Annotated in this window: 12 protein-coding genes and 3 pseudogenes; 11 read left to right on the top strand and 4 right to left on the bottom strand. The window is 58.2% G+C overall.

Translation table 11 applies throughout. The features are described from left to right. Nucleotides 1–37: 37 nt before the first annotated feature. Complete coding sequence (recF, locus tag JCM15908_RS05920; RefSeq protein ID WP_025002646.1) at nt 38–1,153, bottom strand: DNA replication/repair protein RecF; 1,116 nt, start codon at nt 1,151–1,153, stop codon at nt 38–40. A gap of 917 nt (nt 1,154–2,070) precedes the next feature. Between recF and JCM15908_RS05910 the strand changes: the two genes are divergently transcribed. The 8 genes from JCM15908_RS05910 (at nt 2,071) to JCM15908_RS05875 (ending at nt 8,892) form a co-directional block, all read left to right on the top strand. Next, nucleotides 2,071–2,442, top strand: coding sequence for a hypothetical protein (locus JCM15908_RS05910; protein WP_025002644.1), 372 nt, complete (start codon nt 2,071–2,073; stop codon nt 2,440–2,442). Between the two features lie 13 nt (nt 2,443–2,455). Then, the gene (locus JCM15908_RS05905; protein WP_025002643.1) at nt 2,456–3,835 is read left to right on the top strand and encodes a DUF5687 family protein; all 1,380 of its coding nucleotides are present in this window, start codon (nt 2,456–2,458) and stop codon (nt 3,833–3,835) included. A 96-nt stretch (nt 3,836–3,931) separates the two neighbouring features. Beyond that, nucleotides 3,932–4,636, top strand: coding sequence for an ABC transporter ATP-binding protein (locus tag JCM15908_RS05900; RefSeq protein WP_036892840.1), 705 nt, complete (start codon nt 3,932–3,934; stop codon nt 4,634–4,636). A 163-nt stretch (nt 4,637–4,799) separates the two neighbouring features. Continuing rightward, a complete protein-coding gene (locus tag JCM15908_RS05895; protein ID WP_025002641.1) occupies nt 4,800–5,393 on the top strand; it encodes a TetR/AcrR family transcriptional regulator in 594 nt (197 codons plus the stop codon). A 93-nt stretch (nt 5,394–5,486) separates the two neighbouring features. After that, nucleotides 5,487–6,233, top strand: coding sequence for a 3-oxoacyl-[acyl-carrier-protein] reductase (gene fabG / locus JCM15908_RS05890; RefSeq protein WP_025002640.1), 747 nt, complete (start codon nt 5,487–5,489; stop codon nt 6,231–6,233). Nucleotides 6,234–6,301: 68 nt separating this feature from the next. Then, entirely contained in the window at nt 6,302–7,024 is a 723-nt protein-coding gene (locus JCM15908_RS05885) for an RluA family pseudouridine synthase (protein WP_025002639.1), read from the top strand. Between the two features lie 122 nt (nt 7,025–7,146). Continuing rightward, a complete protein-coding gene (locus tag JCM15908_RS05880; RefSeq protein WP_025002638.1) occupies nt 7,147–8,001 on the top strand; it encodes a DNA/RNA non-specific endonuclease in 855 nt (284 codons plus the stop codon). Nucleotides 8,002–8,334: 333 nt separating this feature from the next. Beyond that, nucleotides 8,335–8,892, top strand: a complete 558-nt coding sequence (locus tag JCM15908_RS05875) for an NAD(P)H-dependent oxidoreductase (protein WP_025002637.1) — start codon at nt 8,335–8,337, stop codon at nt 8,890–8,892. Between the two features lie 1,284 nt (nt 8,893–10,176). Here the strand turns inward: JCM15908_RS05875 and tamL are convergent. Both tamL and JCM15908_RS15575 read right to left on the bottom strand, forming a co-directional pair. After that, nucleotides 10,177–12,548 (bottom strand): annotated as a pseudogene (gene tamL / locus JCM15908_RS12655) (translocation and assembly module lipoprotein TamL). 50 nt (nt 12,549–12,598) lie between these two features. After that, a pseudogene (locus JCM15908_RS15575) lies at nt 12,599–17,684 on the bottom strand (translocation/assembly module TamB domain-containing protein). Nucleotides 17,685–18,054: 370 nt separating this feature from the next. Between JCM15908_RS15575 and JCM15908_RS15380 the strand changes: the two are divergent. Further along, the gene (locus JCM15908_RS15380; protein ID WP_262498842.1) at nt 18,055–18,186 is read left to right on the top strand and encodes a hypothetical protein; all 132 of its coding nucleotides are present in this window, start codon (nt 18,055–18,057) and stop codon (nt 18,184–18,186) included. On the opposite strand, the pseudogene JCM15908_RS12645 reads toward JCM15908_RS15380, so the two are convergent. Further along, a pseudogene (locus JCM15908_RS12645) lies at nt 18,183–20,481 on the bottom strand (transglycosylase domain-containing protein). The gene JCM15908_RS15380 and the pseudogene JCM15908_RS12645 sit on opposite strands and share 4 nt — an antisense overlap. Before the next feature lie 386 nt (nt 20,482–20,867). On the opposite strand from JCM15908_RS12645, the gene pyrB reads away from it, so the two are divergent. Both pyrB and JCM15908_RS05835 read left to right on the top strand, forming a co-directional pair. Then, a complete protein-coding gene (gene pyrB, locus JCM15908_RS05840) occupies nt 20,868–21,812 on the top strand; it encodes an aspartate carbamoyltransferase (RefSeq protein ID WP_025002634.1) in 945 nt (314 codons plus the stop codon). Nucleotides 21,813–21,930: 118 nt separating this feature from the next. Beyond that, nucleotides 21,931–22,386 (top strand): aspartate carbamoyltransferase regulatory subunit, encoded by a 456-nt coding sequence (locus JCM15908_RS05835; protein WP_025002633.1) that lies wholly within the window; start codon nt 21,931–21,933, stop codon nt 22,384–22,386. The last annotated feature ends 118 nt before the right edge of the window (nt 22,387–22,504 follow it).

Below are 22,504 nucleotides of genomic sequence, written 5' to 3'. Positions count from 1 at the left end.
GGGTGTCCGCAGACGGTCTGACAACACGGCCGCGGCGTCAGTCTGCCCTGCCTGCCAGCTCGCTCACCTCGCCCCCCCTCACCTCGAAGAGCTTGTAGGGAGAGCTGCTCGCCTGAAGTATCCGGTCGAGATGGTCGCGGTTGGTATCGGTGATGAATATCTGCCCGAAGCCCTCGCCCGAGACCAGACGCACTATCTGCTCCACGCGGCGCGAGTCGAGCTTGTCGAAAATGTCGTCGAGCAGCAGTATGGGCGTGTTGCCCGGGGAACGCCGGCAGAGGAACCTGAACTGCGCGAGCTTCAGGGCCAGCACGAAAGTCTTGCTCTGCCCCTGACTTCCCTCCCGGCGGATGGGATAGCCGCCCAGCTCCATCAGGAGGTCGTCGCGGTGGATGCCGTGGAGCGAGAAGCCCATGATGCGGTCCTTGGCGCGGTCGCGGCGGATGACATCGAGCAGCTTTCCGCGCTGACAATGAGATACATACGAGAGCGAGACCTCCTCGTGTCCCTCCGAGATGGTGGAATAGATTTCCTGAAAGAAGGGCTGCAGCTCCTCGACGAAGGCTGCCCGGCGGCGGTAGATTTCCTCGCCGTGCTCCGCCATCTGCATCTCGAGCAGCTCCATCAGCGTCGGGTCCGGCTCCGTCTCCTGCTTCAGAAGCGTGTTGCGCTGCTGCAACACCTTATTATATAGCTGCAGCTCGCGGATGAAGGGGCGGTCGTACTGCGCTATCACCACGTCCATAAGCCTCCGGCGTTCCTCGCTGCCCCCGTCGATGACCGCAGCGTCGGCAGGCGAGACGAACGTCAGCGGCACCATTCCGATGTGTTCCGCCAGCCGCTTGTACTCCTTCTTGTTGCGCCTGAAATGCTTTTTCTGTCCGCGCTTCATGCCGCAATAGACCTGTTCCGGCTCTCCGCCGTCGCCGGTGTAGTCGCCCTCGACGACGAAATAGTCCGCCCCGTGGCACATCACCTCGGAGTCTTTCGGGTTGAACGCGCTCTTGCAGAACGAGAGATAGTAGACCGCGTCGAGCAGATTGGTCTTCCCCTCCCCGTTATGTCCTATGAAGCAGTTCATCTTCGGCGACAGCACGAGCGACGCTGCGCGGATGTTCTTATAGTTGATAATGGATAGCCTGTCTAATAGCATAGCTGCAAAGGTAAATAATTTTATCTGAAAAACAAAGCCAGAGGGCCGGAGAAACGGCCTCGACATTCTTTATGCCGCACGGAGAGCGTTTTTCTCCGCCGTGCAGAATGTTCTCCCGTCCGTTCCCGTGCCGGTGCCGGCAGGCCGGGCGCGGGTCCGCGGCAGCCGGCAGGCAGTCCGTCCGCATTGCCCGTTCGGGCATACGGAGTGTCCGTACCTGCATTTCTATCATCGCATAAGAACATTCTGCACCCTCCGTCGACACCACCGACGAAGTGCAGGCGACTTGTAGGGACAGGCCCTGTGCCTGTCCGCCAAACACCCATCGGACAGACACGCGGTCTGTCCCTACATTTTCGATTGCTATAAAAAAGGATTTTGGGGGACGGAATATGGCCACCATACACCCCCTGCACCGCAGGCGCACTGCCCGTCCAAAACAACGGGAAAACGAAAGGGCCGCTTTCGCAAGGCGAACAAGCCCGTTTCGCTGTGTCGGAACGGCACTTTCACCGTGTCAAAGTGCCGCTTTCGCAAGGCCGGGACGGAAAGGGGGACAGGCGTATAAAAACGAAAAAAGCGATGACCTTCACAGGGAACCGCTTAATTCTTAAATAGGCATTAGTACCTTCTAAGGTAAAAAGATTGTTTTCAGGATAACGATTGCAAAGTTAATGCTTTTTGAATAAATCACCAAAAGAAAAGACCGTTATTTTGTACACGGCACGCATATTAGCAGACACAAGGGGCGCGCAGCACGCCGGGAACGGGGCTGGACGCCCGGAAGAACGGCAGGATGCGGCCGGAAAACGGAGACGGAAAGCACGGGACGGCCGATTTCCGGCACCAAAGCGACGGGTAATGGCATTATTTTCGTAACTTTGCATCCGTAAAACCAAAGACAGCAACGACCATTCATGGGAAGAAACAAATACTCGCAGGGAGAAATCAGGGACATAGCACGGCTGCTGCGCCAGAAGAATGCCGCCAACCGGGCCGGACAGAAACTTATCAGGCACCGGCTGCGGGTAGACTATGAGTTCAACATCTCCGACTTCAACGAGCCGGGAAAGGCGTTCGGGGAGGACGAGCTCCGGCAGGCCATAGACAGGCGTGCCATCCTCATACTCGACGACGACACCATTGCCGGCATGAAAGCCAAGCGCGCACGCGACCGGGAGCGCGACCAAGCCGCCCGGCAACAGACCCCGGACGGGGAGCAGGCCACCGACTGGCAGGAGGCCATGAGAAAATGGGACGAATATTATAGGGAGAACCCCGACACATAATGCCGCAACGACTATGAAACTACTGCTCAGACTGTGGCTGCTCAGGCAGCGGAGAGAATTTAAGTGGAGCAAGCTCTTCGGGGCGGTGTACGTCTACAGCTTCATGGCCATGGGGACGGTGCTGTCCGTCATGACTTCGGGCGACGACCTCGGCAGCGCGACCGCCAAGGCCGACTGGGCCGTGGCGGCGGCCGTCATGGCGGTGGCGATGATTCCTGCGGACACGATGGTAAAGCTGTTTATGAAGCACGACACGGCCGTCATGGACGACTGCCTGCGCACGAAGCCCGTCGGCGAGACAACGTGGAACCGCTTCATCGCCGTCACCAACCTCTTCAACTTCTGGAATTTCGCCCTCCTCATCATCCTCGTGCCCCTGTCGTTCTGGCTGATGCCGCCTGCCGTGGCAGCCCTTGCCTCGGTGGCGTTCTACGCCCTCTCCTACACCGACGGGCTGGCCGTTACCGCCCTGCGCAAGGCAAGGGGGTGGGAGTACCGCCTGCCCGTCGTCATGGGATGGATGTTCTGGGGAGGAGTGCTGACGCTCTACGCCATCAACCTCTTCCGCATACCTTGGGCCGCTCACCTCGCAGGCTTTGCCGTGCTCTCGGCCGTGGCGTCCCTCGCCGTATATCTGTATATGTGCCGCCTGCACACCTACCACGAAGACCGGCGGCGGACGCACCGCGTGATGGGCCTCGGGTGGCTCTCGGTGTTCAGGATGGAGATGGCAGGCATACTGCGCGCCCGCCGGCTGCGCATGACGGTGCTCGTCATGCTCGTCGTGATGCCTCTGGAGGTGTACTATCTCGCCCTGCTCGACAACGGCAGCGGCGACATGGCCCTGCTGATACCCCTCGTCCTCTACATGGCCGTGGAGGGAGCGTCCATGGCGATGGGCGGAATGATGTTCGGAGTGGAAGCCAACTACTTCGACGGACTGATGACCAAGCCCTACGCCGTCGGCACGATGCTGCAGCGTAAATACTACGCCTTCGCCCTGCTCAACGCCGTGGGAATGACGATTCTGCTGCCCCTGACCTTCCTCACCGACCTCGTCGGCACGTGGCATCTGCTCGCCCTGTGGCTGTTCGCCTCGGGAGCGGGCAACCTCACCTACCTGCCCACCTGCCTGAAATCTAACAGGATAGACATCTTCGCCTCGGCTTTCTTCAACTATCAGGGGGCGAGCTGGTCGCCCTTGGGCTTCCTCTCCCTGATTCCCTTTGCCGGATACGTCGCCTGCGCGGTATTCCTGCCGCCCGTATGGTGCACGCTCGTCCTTGCCACGGTCGGTCTGGCAGGGCTTGCCCTCCATAGGAGAGTCATCGGCACGGTGGAGGCAGCCTTCATGGCAAGGAGATACGAACGCATGGAGAGCTACCGAAACTGACGAAAACCTAAGTTCCACCCACCGGCAGCGGACGGACAAACCGCCCTCCGCGCCCACAGACAGCCTCCCCCGGGGAGACTATAACAGACAAACAGCATGATAAGCATCAACCAACTCACCAAGGTGTACGGCAGCCAGACTGCCCTCAACATTCCCGAACTGACCATAGGCCGGGGCGAGATTGTCGGACTCGTAGGCAACAACGGGGCAGGCAAGACCACCCTGCTGCGGATTCTGCTCGACATACTCCAACCCACCACCGGCCATGCCGCCATAGACGGACAGCGGGTAGACCAGAGCACGGAGTGGAAGGAGTTTACGGGTTCGTTCATCGACGACCGCTTCCTCATCGACTTCTACACGCCCGAGGAGTACTTCGACCTCATCGCCCAGCTCTACCACCTGCCGCCCGGCGAGCTTTCGGCCCGTCTCGCCGACTTCGACCAGCTCATGCACGGCGAGATACTCGCCACGGGGAAGTATCTCCGCAACTTCTCGCAGGGCAACCGGCAGAAGACCGGCATCATCGGTGCAATGATGATACATCCGCAACTGCTCATACTCGACGAGCCGTTCAACTACCTCGACCCCTCCTCGCAGATGATTGTGGCACGCAGGATATGCAGGCTCAATGCCGAACTGGGCACGACCGTCCTCCTCTCGAGCCACAACCTCGAGTTCGTCTCCGAGATTTCCACGCGCATACTCCTCCTTGAGAGAGGGGAGATAGCAAAGGACCTGCGGAACGCCAACGGCGAGGCGATTGCCGAACTGAAAGAGTATTTCGCACTGGAGGAATAGGCAAATAACCGCGCACGCCCACTGCCGGAGGAGGACAAACAGCAAATCAACAGACTTTAACAACTGTTTTTCCCCCCGAAACTTGCATATCTTGAAGATTATGCGTACATTTGCACATAGCGTTTACATTGTGCAAACGCACTCATAAAAGAAAAAAGAAAAGATGTCCATTTCAAAGACAAGACAAAAACTGGTAGACGTGGCAAGGCAGCTGTTTGCCAAGAACGGCATTGCCAACACTACGATGAACGACATTGCGCAGGCCTCGGGCAAGGGCCGCCGCACGCTCTACACCTATTTCAAGAGCAAGGACGACGTCTACTATGCCGTCATAGAGGCGGAACTGGAACGCTTGTCCGACAAGCTCGACGAGGTGGCATCCAAGAAAATCTCCCCTCAGGACAAGATTATCGAACTGATATACACCCACCTGAGCATGATCAAGGAGACGGTCATGCGGAACGGCAACCTCAGGGCAGAGTTCTTCCGCAACATCTGGATGGTGGAGAAGGTGCGCAAGAACTTCGACGAGGACGAGATAGAACTATTCAGAAAGGTGTATGCCGACGCGAAGGCAGACGGAGAGTTCGACATTGACAACGTGGAACTCGTGGCCGACATCACCCACTACTGCATCAAGGGACTCGAAGTGCCCTTCATCTACGGACGGCTCGGGCACGGGCTGACCGAGGAGACATCGCGTCCGCTCGTGGCAAAGGTGGTCTACGGAGCACTGGGCAACAGAACCACGAAGTAGAAACCTCCCACCCCCGACGCCACACCCCGGCCGAAAAAGACCAACAACAGCCTGCAGGGACAGCCTGCAGGCCACAAAAAACAATAAAGCAAAATGAAACTATTAGAAGGAAAGACAGCCCTCGTTACAGGAGCTGCACGCGGAATCGGAAAAGCCATCGCGCTGAAGTTTGCACAGGAAGGTGCCAACATCGCCTTTACCGACCTCGTCATTGACGAGAACGGAAAGGCTACCGAAGCTGAAATAGCCGCCCTCGGCGTGAAAGTAAGAGGATATGCCAGCAACGCCGCCGACTTCGCACAGTCGGAAGAGGTGGTAAGACAGGTGAAGGAAGAGTTCGGGTCGGTAGACATACTCGTCAACAACGCCGGAATCACCAAGGACGGGCTCATGCTCCGAATGACCGAGCAGCAGTGGGACGCCGTCATAGCAGTCAACCTCAAGAGTGCCTTCAACTTCATCCACGCCTGCGTCCCCGTCATGATGCGGCAGCGCGGCGGCAGCATCATCAACATGGCCAGCGTCGTAGGCGTTCACGGAAATGCCGGACAAGCCAACTACGCTGCCTCCAAGGCCGGACTCATAGCCCTTGCCAAGAGCATCGGACAGGAGATGGGTCCCAAGGGCATACGCGCCAACGCCATCGCGCCGGGCTTCATCGACACGGCCATGACACAGGCCCTGCCCGACGACATCCGCAAGGAGTGGATTTCAAAGATTCCGCTGCGCCGCGGCGGTACCGTAGACGACATCGCCAACACGGCCGTGTACCTCGCATCAGACCTCTCGAGCTACGTTTCGGGACAGGTAATTCAGGTAGACGGCGGCATGAACATGTAATAACCAACTGACCGACGGCCTCCCCAAGCCTTCCTTTCCGGGAGGGCTTGGGGAGGCCTCTTACTACAATGAAGGTACTCTACGAAGACAACCACGTCATCATCGTCTACAAGGAGGCAGGCGAGATAGTGCAGGCCGACAAGTCGGGAGACGAGCCTCTCTCCGAGACCGTCAAGCGGTGGATAAAGGAAAAGTATCAGAAGCCCGGCAATGTGTTCTTGGGCGTCGTACACAGGCTTGACCGTCCCGTGGCAGGACTTGTCGTCTTTGCCCGGACCTCCAAGGCACTCACCCGGCTGAACAGCATGTTCCGCAACGGCGAGGTGCACAAGACCTATTGGGCCATCGTGCAGACGGCACCCTACCGCGACGAGGACACGCTGACAGACTGGCTCGTGCGCAACGAGCGGCAGAACAAGAGCTATGCCTACAACCGCGAGATGCCCACGTCGAAGAAGTCCATACTCCACTACAGGGTCATAGGCGGAACAGACCGCTACACGCTGCTCGAAGTCAATCTGCTGACGGGCAGACATCACCAGATACGGTGCCAGCTCTCCAACATGGGATGCCCCATCAGGGGCGACCTCAAGTACGGTGCGCGACGCTCCAACCCCGACGGCAGCATCTCGCTGCTCAGCCACCGCGTAGAGTTCGTCCACCCCGTCTCGAAGCTCGGCATCAGCGTAGAGTCGCCCCTCCCCGACGACCCTCTCTGGCAGGCAATAGCACCCGGAGAGCAGGGTACGGGCCGGCCACAGTCGGATTCCGAAGAGCCATGCACCCCGTAGCCGCCGCACGACGACGCACCGACGCACACACGCGGCAGCCTTAAGCGGGGCATATTGCCGGCTTTCCGCCGCACGTGCCGTCCGCCCCCACCCTTCCTTTTTCCCATTTTCCACTCTCGCCCATGCGCCCGTCATCCATCCTCCCCCTCCTGTTCCTTCCCCTACTCCTTGCCGCCTGCGGCCCACGACGCCACACCCCGTCGCTCCGCCGCCCTGCAGGCAGGGCCGAAATACCCCTGCCACAGCCCACCCCCTCCGGCAAGGATGCTGCCGCGACTGCCCCCGACAGCCCCGGACCGGCAATCAGCCTGCTTCCTGTAGGAGGAAAGGCGGCAGGAATCATCCTGCACCGCACCGCCTATGACCTGTCCTACAACCCCGAACTGCGCATACCCAACTGGGTGGCGTGGCATCTGACGGCAGAGCATCTCCGCGGCAAGGCATCGCGCAAGGACATTCCCTTCCACGAAGACGAGGACGTGCCCATGCCGCGCGCCACCACCTACGACTACATCCAGTCGGGCTACGACCGCGGACACCTCTGCCCGGCAGGCGACAACAAGTGGGACCGCCGGGCTATGGAGGAGTCGTTCCTCCTGACGAACGTCTGTCCGCAGAACCCGAACCTCAACCGCGGCGACTGGAACGAACTCGAAATGCAATGCCGCGACTGGGCGCGACGCTACGGCGACCTGCACATCGTCTGCGGACCTATCCTCCTCAACCGGCGGCACAAGACCATCGGACGCAACCGCATCACCGTGCCCGAAGCCTTCTTCAAGGTCATTCTCTGCACGGGCCGGAAGCCAAAGGCCATCGGATTCGTCTACCGAAACACCGACGGCAACCGCCCCAAGGACTCCTACGTCAACACCGTAGACCAAGTAGAGCGCATCACAGGGCTTGACTTCTTCTCCGGCCTGCCAGACGACGTAGAGACCGAGGTAGAGGCATCGGCCAGCCTTGCCGACTGGTAGCACCGCCCGGCACGCCCGGTCAGCGCACTGCCGTCTCCGCACCGCTGTACCCGTCAGGCCAAAGTGCCGTTCCGACTATGCGAAAGTGCCGTTTTCACAGGGCGAAAACGGCACTTTCGTTTTCCCACCCTCACCGGGCCGGAACCGCGCCACACACCCCTCACCGACGACAGACAGAGAACAGCCGAATGACATTTATCCAGACTATCCGTCAAAAACATGACAAAAATCTTGGCCATCACCCCATAAATGCCTAACTTTGCAACAGATTCAGAATAAAAACAGGATATATGAACCCACGTCCGCGCACCGCCCGGATGTGGAAAAAACAGCATTATGAACATATTAATCGTTTCCGGCCACACCGACCTCAACGACTCGGTAGCCAACAAAATCATTCTCGACGAACTGCGCAAGGCCTTCCCCGATGCAGAGTTTTCCATCCTCAGCGAGCTGTACCCCGACTTCCGCATCGACGTCAAGGCAGAGCAGGATAAGCTCGTCCGCGCCGACGTCATCGTCTGGCAGTTCCCCGTATTCTGGTACAGCATGCCCTCCCTCCTCCGCCGGTGGATAGAGCAGGTAGTCGTACACGGATTCGCCTACGGCTCCACGGGCCACGCCCTCGAAGGCAAGAAGCTCATCCCCTCGTTCACCACGGGCGCGCCTGCCGAGGCCTACAGCCACGAAGCCGTGGGCTACACCATCGACGAGATTCTCCTCTCGCAGATTAAGGCCACCTGCGCCCTCTGCAAGCTCGACCTTCAGGACTATGTCTACACGGGCAGCGTCTCCTACGCCATGCGCACCGATGATGCCCTGCTCGAACAAATAAGGGAAGTCAGCCGTCAGCACGCCCAAAAACTCATAGAACAGGTAAAAAAAGTGTAAAAAAACAGGCGCAAAAGCGGCAAAATACATTTTTTAACGTTAAAATTCGATATTCAATGATGGTGTTTCAGAAAAAATCACTATCTTTGTAGCAGTTTTTTTAGTGGTTAATTTAGTTTTAGTATTGGAACCTTGGGTGATGCGAATCAGCCAAGGCTTTTTTTTGCCCTCACCGTTCCCGACAACCCGTAACCGGTATATGCAAAACCGCTGCATCAGAATTGCAGGAAAGCTGCGGTTCGCCCATGACTTCAGACAGAACATACAAATGAACAGGGCTTCAGGTACGGATACCCATCATTCCGCAATCAAAAATGTAGGGACAGGCCCTGTGCCCGTCCGCATCAAAACCAACCAGACATTGGGGAACAAACCGCACAACCCAACGCGTCGGACAGGCACGGGGCCTGTCCCTACAGGTTGGTTGCCCATCGTCAATGGCTTCAGACAGAACACACAAACGAACAGGGCTTCAGGCACGAATACCCGTTATTCTGCAATCAAAAATGTAGGGACAGGCCCTGTGCTTGTCTGCATTATTGCACCTGTGCATCAATACGCCAGTTCGGGATAATTACATCCATATCAGGGAAATTCGGCCCTTAAGAACGGAAAAAGTGCACAACCATCGGGAAAGACCCGATTGCTGTGCACTTCTCGCTGTCGACAGACAGCCATGGTGTTTTCTTGAAAAATCAATCTAATAACCCTAACGGTTTTACTCGCCTTCACAGGCTCGCGGCTTTCGTCCTTTCCACTTCCGGCCAAGGCCAAAAGGGATTTCGGACTCTGCCTGACTACAAACCTAAATCTATAATTACTAACCTAAACAATCTTATTACTCTTTTCTTTTGATGGTGCAAAGATAAGGAGAACAGGCGGAACTGCAAAGACTTTTGTAGGAGAATGGCAGAAAAAGTCTGCTTTTTTGATGCAAATCAAAATATAGCAGAATGTTACCATTGGGTGAAAACGGCAGTTGTTCTCATTAGGGATAATGATTCCCATAGGTAGATAGCGTCTCGCCTGTGGTGCAGACAGAAGATGCAGAAAAGACAGATTCCGGCCGCGAACACCCTGTTTGCAGCAAGCGGAAATGTAGGGACAGACCGCGTGTCTGTCCGATGCGAGTGTGGCGGACAGGCACAGGGCCTGTCCCTACGGGTTGATTGCTGACCGCTGCACATTATCCGCTGTTCGTCTCATACTCCGTGTTGGCAATCCATTCTGCCGTTTCCACGAACCGAAAGTGCCGTTTTCGTCCTGCCGCTCCGGCCATCCCACTTAGAACGGCAGGCCGATGGCGAGGTGGAGGGTCTGGGCATCGCGGAAAGAATCGACGTTGTAGAAGCCTGTCCGACCCGTCTCGTAGGGCACGTGCAGACCCACTCCCCAGTCGACGCGAATCATGAAGAAGCCCAAATCGTAGCGAAGCCCTACGCCCGTGCCAGTGCCATCTGCCGCAGAAAGCCGGATGCGGAGAACTTGCTCCCCGAACGCTCATTGTCGTCGTGCATCGTCCAGACATTGCCGGCATCGAGGAAGACTGCCCCGTAGAGGCTTCCCATGAGATGGGGGCGGTACTCGAGGTTCAGCTGCACCTTGATGTCGCCCGTCTGTTCTACGTAGGAGCGCACACGGGAGGCGGAACGGTAGCGTCCCGGGCCTATCTCGCGCGCATTGAAGGCACGCACGCTGTTGGCACCTCCGACATAGAACTGCTCCGTGTAAGGGGCGATGGTGCTGTTTCCGTAAGTCCACACCGCTCCGGCGTTGGCGTGGGCCGCCACGCTGCTCTTGCCGCCCACGGCCCACAGCTTGGTGAAATTGGTCTCTATCTTGACGAACTGCGCGAAGGGATTCTTGAACATCTCCTTGTCGCGCTCGCTCCATTTCCTTCCGGCACAGACAAATCCCAAGGAGAGGAGGTTGGAGGCCTCGCTGACGGTGGTCTGCCACTTAATGGGGCTGCGGTAGCTTGCCGGACTCTGATAGGTGTAGGCGAAACTCGCCTTGGGGATGAACTGGTCCGCCATAGAGACGCGCAGGTAGGGCATGCTGTCCGCCAGCTCGTCGTAGCGGGCCGTAATCTGGTGCATGTACTCGTAGGTCAGGCTGAGCGGTGTGAGGGTGAACTCGCTCCGCTCGCTCGTCTTCCAGTTGTAGGACAGCTCGCCCGAGACGACATGCCGCTTGAAGTAGTTGGCACGGTTGACGACGTCGGCCGAGGCGCGGAGCGTCGTCGTCGGCGTGTCGTAGAACTCCCTCCGCCTGAAGGGGGCAGGCTGCTCGCCCCTCGCCAGTGCCTCGGCCCGCTGCCGCTGAATACGTGCCCACCGCTTCCGCGGAGGCGTCTGAAAGGGATTGACGATACGGGGGAACCGTAGGCTTGCCTCGGCACCGTAGGCATAGTCGTTGACGCGGTCGGGATTGTAGGCATCGGTACGGCGCGACGACCACTCGTAGGAACCGTGCAGGCGGATGTTGAGCAGCTCTCCGCCACGGAAGGCATTGCGCTTGGCAAGGCCGACTATCAGCTCCGGCCCGTACTTTCCGCTTGTCTTCCCCTTTCCGTAGGCTTCGACGTAGAAGTCGTAGGGGCGGTCGAACATGCAGTTGAGCGTCATGTCGAGTATCCGGCAGGTGTCCGAGCTGTCGCGCGGCGTGAAAGTGAAGTTGGTAGAGGAGAAGATGCCCGTGGCGTTGAGCTTGTTCTGCGACTCCTCATGCCGGGCATAGCTGTAGAGGTCGCCCCTCCTGAGCCGGAGCGAATTGGCGAGGGCGCGCAGCCTGACAGGCGGGCGCGAACCGTTGAAGCGTATGAGCATCGGGCCGAAACGCTGTTCGTTGGAAAGGGTCTCGAGGAAACTGCGCTGAAAGTTGACCGTCAGGTTGCCGATGGTCCACTTCCGCAGCTTCTCTGGCTTCACCGAGTCGGCAAGCTGAAGCTGCACGACGGCCTTTCCGCTCATGAGGGTCGTGTCGGCCAGATAGCTGGCGTCGCTGTTCTGATAGTAGTAGTAGCCGTTGTCGCGCAGCAGAGTGGTGATGCGCTGCCGCTCCTGTTCGAGGGTGGCGACGTCGAAGGCATCGCCCTCCCTGATGACAGCCCTTGCCGAGTCGGCCGTTATCAGGCTGTCGGCCTCGGGGGGAAAGCCCGTGTGGCGGATGCTGCCGAGCGTCCAGAGATGTCCCATGTCCACGGAGTATCGGAGCTTCATCTTCTTCGGGTTCTTCTGAGGAACCTGCTGGTAGGATATTTTCCCGTTGAAGTAGCCACGCTTGGAAAGGAGGTTCTCGCCGACGCTGACGCGCAGGTCGGGCGTGGTGGAGCTCATCAGCACGGGAGCCGACCCGAAGGCGCGCACCAGAAAGCGGCCGAGGCTGCTGCTGTCTGCCACAAAGGCGTTCCAGACCCACAGACCGACGGGGAAGGGCGAGCGTACCGACGGACTCCCGAAGAGGGCGGCATTGGGCTTGGTGGCAAGGACGACGTCGAGTTCCTCGCGCGTGGCTGCATAGTGCTCGCCCGGCTTGTAGTTGCTGTAGCGGGTCGTCTCCATGCCCGTATAGAGCTGCTCTCCCTCGGGAATGGCCGAGGTGGTGGAGCAGGCAACGAGAGCAAGGGCAAGGAGGGCTATGAGTAGATGTTTCATTGGCTATTGCTTTTTATGAATGGGAAAGGCCGCGGGCCGACGGCAGGGGGCTACCGCTTCGTGCTGTCGGCAGGAACGGCGAGAGGCTGCCTGCTCCTGAAGCGGAAGATGTCGCGGAAGTGGGCGAGCTTGCGCTTCCACATGAAGCCGGCACCAAACTCGCTCAGACTGCCCTCAAGATAGTCGTAGGCCTCGCGCTCATAGTATAGCTTGAGGTATTTGGTCTCCTTCTTGTTCATGCGGTACTCGAGCGAGAAGTTGTCGAAGTAGGCCCCGTTCTCCTGCGAATAGTTGGAGCCTGTGGAGACGCGCGCACCCATGTTGATGCGGAGGCGGTTGTCCCAGAGCCGTTTCGAGAACTTGAAGGTATAGTCGGTATGGAGCGAGCCGTTGACGTCGGCTGCACTCTCCATGTTGGCCGTAATATCCAGTCCCATGGTGTTGAGGGCCTTGCCCGTGATGTTGTTGACCTGACTTTGCAGGAAGCTCGCCAGAGCACCGTTCATGGCGGTGTTCGTGCTCGACGTGTTGGTAGCGTCGAAATACATTCCCGAGGCAAGCATCGTTACGGCGAGCTTCGACCGCTCCTCGGTACTCTTGGTATTGAGCGTGTTCTGCATCTCCTGATCGTCGGGAGCATTGATGATAAACTCCACGCCCGGCTTGGGGAAACGCTTCGAGAGGGCTACGCCGCACTGGAAGCCGACGAGCCTTCCCTCGCCCAGTCCTTCGGAGACGCTGGTCTTCACCTCCTCGGTCGCGACAATGCTGAGGATGGGCTGCATCGGGTCGCCGGTAAACTCGAGGTAGCTGCCGTCGTGTATGGTGAACGTGCGCAGCGGAATGACGGGCAGCGAATACTTCATTTCTCCGTTGGAGAGCGTATAGCGTCCGCGGAGCTGCACGCTGTTGGCAGGGTCGTAGCTGAGGAGGAGGCTGCCGCCGCCGAAGAGGTCGATATAGTTGGAGTGGTCGGCATTGAGCGAACAGATGATGTGGGCCTGCTCGTCGATGCCTATGGAGAGTGCCATGGAGAAGCCCGTGAGGTCGGGACGCGCCACGATGTCGGGCGTAGAGTCGTTGAGTTGGGTGAACCTGACGAGGTCTTTCAGCTCGGAGTCGGTCGTAAGCGTACCGTCGCGCATCACGTAGGTCATGTCGGTATTGCCGAGCACGTCGAGCTGCCCCGTCAGCCGCAGGTTGCTCAGCAGGCCGCTCATCCTTCCGTCAAAGTCTACAAACGCCTTTCCATAGACCTCCGAGCGCGGATTCTCCCGGGCATCGATGAGCTGGAAGTTGCGTGCTCGCATCCTCACGTCCATCTGCATGCGTGCAGGATTGGCAAAGTCGAGATAACCTGCCAGATTGAGCGGAGAGTCGTTGTTGGCGAACATCTCGAAGTTCTCGAACTCTATGCGGCTGTTCCTGATGAGTACGGGGTCGTTGGCAAAGCGCATTTCTACGCCGTAGGGGACGCTGACGATATAGGAAGAGTCGAGATATACCTCGCCGTTGATGTCGAGTTGGTCGAGCGGGCCCTTCACGGAGAGCGAGCCTTCGCCGTAGCCGCGCAGGCCGACGAGCTGATCGGGCACGAAGCCGTTGACGTAGCCGAGGGGCAGGCGGTCCATGTCGAGCACGGCATCGAGCCGTCCACGGCCCTCGCTGCTGTAGGTTCCCGTAAGCGAGCCTACCTCCCGGTCGTCTTGAGTGATGATTCCGTCGACATAGTGGGTTCCGTCTTCCTTTGGCATATAAACGAGCTGCGTGCCCACATTTCCCATCGGGCAGTTCTCGTAGACGAAGTTGCGGATGGTCATGTCGCTCGAGACGGTCATGTCTTCCGCCGTCTGCACCACGTGGTAATCGCCGTTGAGCGTACCCTGCATGTTGGGCGCGAAAGGTAGCATGGCAAGGAGCTTGCCCAGCTCGAAGCGGTTCATGGAGACGGTGAAGTTCTGAAGCGATGTCGTGTCGGCATCCTCGGTAGACAGCTGCACGCCCGCACCGTCGTCGGCAAGCAGGCGCATGTCGGCAGAGAGACGGCGGTCGCGGCCTATATAGACGTAGTTGGAATCGTTGACGGAGAACTCCTTGTAGCCGAGGACGGCCTTGTCTGACGTGATGCCCATCCGTATGCCCTTGTCGGCCATGGCAGCCTGCAGGGAGAGGGCAACTCCTGCGCGGTCGTACTGGTCGAGGATGGAAACGTCGGAGCGGATGCCGTGCTCGTAGAATGTACCTTTCAGGTAGCCTCTGTAGGGATATTCGTTGGCAGGGCCGTTAAGTACGGCAATGTCGTAGACGAGCTGGTCGGAGTGGGTGGCGAGTTGCATGCGCATGCTGTCAATCCGCACGTTGTCCGAACTGACGAGAGAGTCTATCCGGGCACTGCCGTTGATGCCCCCGGAGCGAACAGGAGAGGTCGAGGTCGGCCGACCTGAAGATGTAGCCCTGCTCGGCAAGGAGATGGCTGAAGAGGTTTCCCTCTCCGCTGCGGAGCACGAGATGGCCCGTGGGGAGCCTCCGGCGAAGGGCCGACTGGTCGATGCGCTTGTTGGCTATCTGTGCGGTCAGGTCAGCATAGAGCTTTTCGCCTGCCGAGAGTGCCGCGCGGTAACTGCCGGCAAGGTCAGTATTGAGGTGGAAATCGCCTCCGTCTACAACTGCATGCGTGGTGTCGCGACGGCTGAGGATATCGATTGACACGTCGCCCGGTGCATACTCGCGCTGCCGCGTCGCTACGGTGAGTCCCCCTACAAGTCCGCGCACCATCAGGTCGTCGGCTCCGTCGGCAGAGAAATTGAGGCTGGCGGTAAACCGTGGGGTGAACGGCTGACTGGTCATGCCGAGCTGATAGAGGTCGGCACGGGCGACAGAGCCGTCGAATCTTCCGCCCACTGCTTTGCCCTTCATGGCGGCATCGATGTCAAAGTCGCCTTCCACGAGGGGAATGATGTCCTTGCCACGTCGTTCGCTGAGGGCGAGGCTGCCAATGTGTCCGGCTATATTATAATAGGTAGAGGAGTTGGAACGGAAGTCGAGGTCGGCATCGGCAGCAAGGTGATAGTTCTTGTCTACGAGTCCGAGGGCCTGCAGGCCGGCGTCGGAGAGGCGTCCGCGCAGGTGGGAGTCGATGTTCCTGCCATTGACGGTGGCCCGGAGGTTGAACGTTCCGGCAAGGAGCTGCCGTCTGCCGCGGTGCGTCTCGGAGTGGAGACGGAACTGCCGGAGCAGGCCGCTCGCATAATGGCGGTCTTTCATGTCGGTACGCACGTCGAGGTCGGCCCATGCCGAGACAACGTAAGGGTCCGTCATTATGCCCAGCCGGCGCAGGTCTACCCGGTGAAGCCATCCGCGAAGATGTCCGTCAACAAGGCGGTCGGTCAGCCGTCCCGAATAGGTGAAGCTGCCGCCGAGCATCGGGTTCGTGCTGTTGACGCGTGCAAGGGTCTTACCATGATTCATGCTGATGTTTCCGCGGATTCCGTCGAGCACATAACTGCCATACTGGAAGCGGTCTATCCGTGCGCTCATTCTGAGACTGGAGCGCGGACTGAGGAAGTCGGTCCCCCGTCCTTCAAGGGCTATCCGCCCTGTAAAGGGGCGGAGCGGCTGCCGGGGAAGGAAATGTCCGAGCCGCAGCGCATTTGCCCGGAGCTGCAGGCGGTAGGCTTCGGTAGCAGTGTCGTAGAATCCCGATGCTACGGCAGTTCCGCCGCCCTCGCTGAGCCGCACCCTTCCCGAGTATCTTTCGGGTCGCAGGCGCAGGTTGAGGTTCAGTCCGATACCGCGCGGGATAGCTATTGTCCGGGCTACGCTGCGCGGCAGGAGTCTCGCTACAAAGCGGAGGTCGTCGGCGCGTCCTGCCATCCGCAAGTCGGAACGGAAACTGCAGTGGCCCGTCATGCCCGACGCCCATCCCGTTGCCGTGAAGTCGAAATGACGGGGCATTGCCAGCCGCAGGCTGCGGAAGGCAGCATATTGCAGGTTGCCCTCCAAGCGGCCCTGAACCGTCAGCGGCACGGAGGGGACAGCCGCATAGACACGCTGCGGCAACGAGGTGAGGAAAGGACGGAGATCTGACTTCGACACATGGCCGTCGGCACGGACGGAAAAGCGTCCGGGATGGCTGTCGGCAAAGGCATTAAGGTCCATATCGAAGCGGCCGGAAAGCTCCGTTCCGGGCATTTTCAGATAGAGAGAGGAAAGGGAAAGACGCGTGGAATCGAGGAGCAGCGGTCCGCGCAGGTCGTCGATGGCAAGTCCGCTCTTTTCGCGCAGGTTGGCCGTCCTCATGTGCAGGTAGATGCGTGGGGCGGCATATAGAAACGAGTCAAGCCCGACATTAACGTCCGTCATGGCGATGTGGGCAGCGTCAAAGCCCCGTCGGGCGTGCGGCTCGTAGTTGAGATTATAGTCGAAAGCTCCTTTCTGCCAGTCGAGCGAGCCGATGGAGTAGATGTTATCGTGCAGAAGGAGGCGCGTTCTCCGTGCCACGGCATTTCCGAAGCGTGCCTTTACGCTCATGGTGTCGCCCGGCAGATGGAAGTGCAAGTCGGTTTGAGCGAGCTGCAGCCGGTCGATGTCTATCTTCCATAGCGGACGTTCTTTAGTGGTATCGTCGGGAACGGTGTCGCCCAGTGCTATATCAAGCCATCCGCCACGGATGTCGGCGACATTGATACGGATGGAATCGCCCACGGTGTGTATGGCATGGCTCTCGAGATGAAGCCTGTCGAGACGGGCGCGGATGCGGAGGTCGCCGATAAAATTGGTGGTATTGGCATGCAGACCGCTGAATGTCAGCTCGTCCACCTCTATGTCGCCGTCCATGAGGGGCAGCAGCTGCACTTTCGCAACAAGCCGCGCCACATCTGCAACGGTATCGGTGCGGTGCGCAATGGAATCGTTGACACGCAGCGCGCGCAGGCTGTCTATCTGCAGGTCGAGCGGAAACGACAGCCCGACCCTGCCGACGCTTATCTCCATTCCCGTCTTCTCGGAGGCATACGATGCCACGCGCCTTGCCGCCCAGTTCTGTACGGACGGACAATAGAGCAGCATCGTCAGGATGAGAAACAACAGAATGGGGACAGCAACGATGCCCACCAACCATTTCAGTACCTTTTTCATACCATTACTTTGTGGAGAAAGCCTCCGTGGGAAATAATCTCTGCAAAGTAAAGAAAAAAAAACGAGAAACGAGAAGGAAAGGATAAAAGTTTTGGAATGTAAGCAAACAAGGGATACGGGTATTCCGTATCTCTCTCGTTTCGGTCAGAAGAGAGGATGATTATCCCTCCACCGCGCTTCAAGTCCGCTGCCCCGGGCATTAAACGAAGGAGAGTCCGGCACGGAAAAATTCTGTGCCAAAAAGCACAGGACGGCACTTGCTGATGCTGTTTCATCCCTGCGGCAATCGGGCACGAAGAACCTGCCGGAACGGAAAGCAGTCCGACTCTCACGAATCGGACTGCCAAGATTAGTCAGTTTTGAGAAATTAATGTTTTTGGTATTTTATTTGGTATTCTTTCCGACGACGACCAACGATGCGGACAACCCTGTCTCTGTAAGTGGAACACCCTGCGAAAGCTCCACGCGGCAGAACAGCGGCAAGCGCAGCAAGAACCTTTAGAAATATACTTCCTGTATTCCGTTGATGGAAACGGAATCGGCAGAGTTGCAGGGGTCGAAGCTCTTGGGAATGTCGAAACGCGCATCGGGACGATAACCCAGACGCTTGTCGGCATAGACCTGTTCCATGTAATAGGCCCAGACGGGCAGTGCCATGGAAGAGCCCTGACCGAGCGACATGGTATCGAAATGGATGTCGCGGTCTTCGCCGCCCACCCAACAGCCGTTGACAAGCTGCGGCGTAAAGCCCATAAACCATCCGTCGGAGTGGTTGGTCGTCGTTCCCGTCTTTCCGCAGATGTCGCCGCGCAGGCCGTAGCCACGCAACCGGCTGGCGGTTCCGCCGTTGACGACGGCACGGAGCATGTCTATCATCTTGTAGGCACTCTCTTCTGAGATAACCTCGTTCATCAGTGGCTGGAACTTTGCTATCACATTGCCGTGGCTGTCCTCTATCTTCGTTACGAACAGTGGGGCGCAGCGGATGCCGTGGTTGGCGAAGGTGGTGTAGGCACTGGTCATTTCGCCTACCGACACTTCGCAGGGACCGAGGCAGAGCACAGGCCCTACGTTCTTCTCTATATCGGGATTATTCAGTCCGAAATCGTGGAGGATGCCCACAAACTGCTGTGGCCCGAGAAGGCTGATGAGGTAGGCAGAAATCCAGTTGTTGGACTGCTGAAGTCCCCAACGGAGGGGCACTTGCTGGCCGTACCGGGCACGCGACCCGTTGCGAGGCGTCCAGCCACCGTAGGTACGCTGTACGTTGGGGGCGGTGCTGCAAGGCGTCATGCCGTTCTGCATGGCGAGGGCGTAGAGGTAGGGCTTGATGGTGGAGCCGACCTGACGGCGTCCGCCCATTCCCATATCGTATTTGAAGTGCTCGTAGTCGATGCCGCCCACGTAGGCTTTCACCGCGCCTGTCCTCACCTCCATGCTCATGAAGGCCGAACGGAGGAACGACTTGTAGTAGCGGATGGAGTCTATCGGGGTCATCACCGTGTCAATGTCGCCATGATAGGTGAAGAGCGTCATCTCATGGGGCGTCCGGAAACTGCGCTTAATCTCTTCGGGCGTAGCTCCCTGCTCCTTCAGCTTCAGATAGCGCGTGGAGAGCTTGCACGAGCGGTTCAGTATGGCCTTGATGGTGTTGTGCGAGAGGTGCGACGAGAAGGGTGCGTTCTTCTTATAGCGGTTGGCTATGTTGAACTGCGCCTGCAAATAGCCTCCGACATGACGCCGCACGGCCTTCTCGGCGTACTGCTGCATGCGCGTATCAATAGTCGTATAGATGCGGAGTCCGTCGGTGTTCACGTTGTACGGCTCGCCGTTGCGCTTCAGGTTCTTGTTGCACCAGCCATAGAGGGGGTCTTGCTCCCATGCTATGGAGTCGAGCACGAACTCGCGGTTCTGCCACTCCTGATAATTCTCGCGCTCGGGCTTCTTCTCCATCATGTACTGGCGGAGGAACGACTGGAAGTAGTCTGCCGCTCCGTTGACGGGCTTCGCTTGGTATAGTGGATATTGAGCGGCCGCTCTATGAGTTCGTTGTATTCCTCGCGCGTAATATAGCCGGACTTGCGCATCTGCATCAGCACGATATTGCGCCGGCCGCGGCAACGCTCGGGATAGCGGAGAGGATTGAACATGGACGGATTCTTGCACAGACCCACCAGCGTGGCGGCCTCGGTAACATTGAGCCGGCGCGGCTCCTTGTCGAAATAGATGTTGGCAGCACGCTTGATGCCGACCGCATTGTGGAGAAAGTCGAAGTAGTTGAAGTACATCGCCAGTATTTCCTCCTTGGTGAAATACCGTTCGAGCTTCACGGCAATAATCCATTCTATGGGCTTCTGCAACAGACGCTCGATGGTGCTGTGAGCCTTCTCCGAGTAAACCTGCTTGGCAAGCTGCTGGGTTATGGTGGAGCCTCCGCCTGCACTGGCATGGCGGAGCACGCCTCTTTTTATGACAGCGCGCCCGAGGCTATGAAGTCTATGCCGGAATGTTCGTAGAAACGCTCGTCCTCCGTAGCCACGAGGGCGTGGACAAGGTGTGGGGAGAGGCCGTTGTAGTCGATGGCAACACGGTTGGCGTTGTCCTGATTCCACGTTCCCATCAGCTTCCCGTCAGCCGAATAGACCTGCGAGGCAAACTTGTCGATAGGATTGGAAAGCTCTTCCATGTCAGGCATATAGCCTACCCATCCGTTCCATACCGAAACGAAGAAAACGCAGACGAAGCCCACGACGGCAATCAATGTGCCCCAGAGGATGTGTACGAGATGTCTTCTCATTGATATAAATTCGGTGTTCAGGCTTCTTTGCGAGCCTTCCCTGTCTATGCGTGGGGAGGAGCAAGTACCCATAAAACCCGTCTACCCTCAACTCGTCTACTCGTAGACTTGCCCACGCGCCGGCCTGCAGACGGGAATATTCTGCAAAGATAATGCAAATCAGCGGATATGCAAAATTATTGATAGTTTTTTTCTCTTGCGGAAAATTTTCCATATCGGATAACTTGCCGTTCCGGATTATTTCCGTAACTTTACGGTCGGGTAAGGGTCTAAACGAACAGACGGGCTGACAGGCAGACGAGTCGCAGGCCGGCAGACACGCGGACCGCCCGCTACTTACCTTCCTCCCCGGAGGAACTTGGGAGGCTTCAAACATCAAGACATAAATGGAAAAGCATAACTTTGTGAACATCCAGTGCCTCAGTGGGGAGCAGTTGCTCTACCTTATTGAAATGGCACAGGAGTTCGAGAAGCATCCGAATCGGGAGCTTCTCAAGGGAAAGGTCGTCGCCACCCTGTTCTACGAACCCTCCACCCGCACCCGGCTCAGCTTCGAGACGGCCGCCAACCGCCTCGGGGCGCGCGTCATCGGATTCACCGATGCCAAGGTCTCGAGCGTCAGCAAGGGCGAGACCCTCAAGGACACTATCCTCATGGTCTCCAACTATGCCGACACCATCGTCATGCGCCACCACATAGAAGGTGCAGCGCAGTACGCCTCGGAGGTGGCTCCCGTCCCTATCGTCAATGCCGGCGACGGTGCCCACCAGCATCCCTCGCAGTGCCTGCTCGACCTCTATTCCATCCACCAGACGCAGGGCACGCTCGAGAACCTGAACATCTACTTGGTCGGCGACCTCAAGTACGGCCGTACCGTCCACTCCCTCATCATGGCCATGCGCCATTTCAACCCCACCTTCCACTTCATCGCGCCCAAGGAACTCGCCATGCCCGAGGAGTACAAGCTCTACTGCCACGAGCACGGCATCCGCTTCACGGAGCACGAGGACTTCACGCCCGAGATTATAGCAGGAGCAGACATCCTCTATATGACGCGCGTGCAGAAAGAGCGGTTTTCCGACCTGATGGAATACGAGCGCGTGAAGAACGTCTACATCCTCCACCGCGACATGCTCTCGATGGCCAAGCCGAACATGCGCGTCCTCCATCCCCTGCCCCGTGTCAACGAGATTGCCTACGACGTAGACGACAGCCCGCACGCCTACTACATACAGCAGGCACGGAACGGACTCTTCGCCCGTGAGGCCATCTTCTGCCACTGCCTCGGCATCTCGCTCGAAGAGGTCAGAAACGACAAGACCATCCTGTAGGCCATACCCACCCCACTACGCTCGCCGACGCCTGCGAGCCTTCACCTTAAACGCCGCCCACGCACGCTCCGTAGGCATTTCTTCCCTTGCCGGGAGGACGGAGCAGGGCCTTCCGACTATGTCAAAGAAAGAACGCTTGGTAGCCGCCATCGAGAACGGCACCGTCATCGACCATATCCCGTCTGAAAAAACCTTTCAGGTGGTCAACCTGTTACAGCTCCAGAAGCTCGCCACACCCGTTACCATCGGCTATAACTTCTCATCGAAGATGGTAGGCACAAAGGGAATCATCAAGGTGAGCGACAAGTTCTTCACCGATGCTGAAATCTCCCGTCTGTCGGTCGTGGCACCGAACGTGGTGCTCAACATCATTAAGGACTATGAAGTGGTAGAGAAGAAGAAGGTGGTAACGCCTGACGAGCTTCGGGGCATTGTACGGTGCAACAACCCCAAGTGCATCACCAACAACGAGCCGATGCCCACCATATTCAACGTAGTGGACAAGACCGAGGGAATACTCAAGTGCCACTACTGCGACAAGGAGCAGCATATAGATAAGGTGGAGCTTTGCTAAGCGCGGCACGGCGGACGCCTGTCCCGGCCACGATACTGCCGCCGCCCCTGCCGGACGCCGTCAGGCATCCTCACCCTCTTCCGGCCGCGACACGGCCACGGCCGAAAAAAAAGTCCCA

Source organism: Prevotella dentasini JCM 15908, assembly GCF_000614065.1.
Taxonomy (GTDB): domain Bacteria; phylum Bacteroidota; class Bacteroidia; order Bacteroidales; family Bacteroidaceae; genus Prevotella; species Prevotella dentasini.
Note: the sequence above shows the minus strand (reverse complement) of the source record. Positions and strands in the feature narration are given on the sequence as shown.

What these genes read in the sequence shown, in the direction of transcription:
- JCM15908_RS05835 (WP_025002633.1), top strand. Translation starts at nt 21,931, where the DNA reads ATGTCAAAGAAAGAACGCTTGGTAGCCGCCATCGAGAACGGCACCGTC.
- JCM15908_RS05880 (WP_025002638.1), top strand. Translation starts at nt 7,147, where the DNA reads ATGCGCCCGTCATCCATCCTCCCCCTCCTGTTCCTTCCCCTACTCCTT.
- JCM15908_RS05895 (WP_025002641.1), top strand. Translation starts at nt 4,800, where the DNA reads ATGTCCATTTCAAAGACAAGACAAAAACTGGTAGACGTGGCAAGGCAG.
- JCM15908_RS15380 (WP_262498842.1), top strand. Translation starts at nt 18,055, where the DNA reads ATGTTTTTGGTATTTTATTTGGTATTCTTTCCGACGACGACCAACGAT.
- JCM15908_RS05900 (WP_036892840.1), top strand. Translation starts at nt 3,932, where the DNA reads ATGATAAGCATCAACCAACTCACCAAGGTGTACGGCAGCCAGACTGCC.
- JCM15908_RS05910 (WP_025002644.1), top strand. Translation starts at nt 2,071, where the DNA reads ATGGGAAGAAACAAATACTCGCAGGGAGAAATCAGGGACATAGCACGG.
- JCM15908_RS05905 (WP_025002643.1), top strand. Translation starts at nt 2,456, where the DNA reads ATGAAACTACTGCTCAGACTGTGGCTGCTCAGGCAGCGGAGAGAATTT.
- pyrB (WP_025002634.1), top strand. Translation starts at nt 20,868, where the DNA reads ATGGAAAAGCATAACTTTGTGAACATCCAGTGCCTCAGTGGGGAGCAG.
- fabG (WP_025002640.1), top strand. Translation starts at nt 5,487, where the DNA reads ATGAAACTATTAGAAGGAAAGACAGCCCTCGTTACAGGAGCTGCACGC.
- JCM15908_RS05885 (WP_025002639.1), top strand. Translation starts at nt 6,302, where the DNA reads ATGAAGGTACTCTACGAAGACAACCACGTCATCATCGTCTACAAGGAG.
- recF (WP_025002646.1), bottom strand. Translation starts at nt 1,153, where the DNA reads ATGCTATTAGACAGGCTATCCATTATCAACTATAAGAACATCCGCGCA.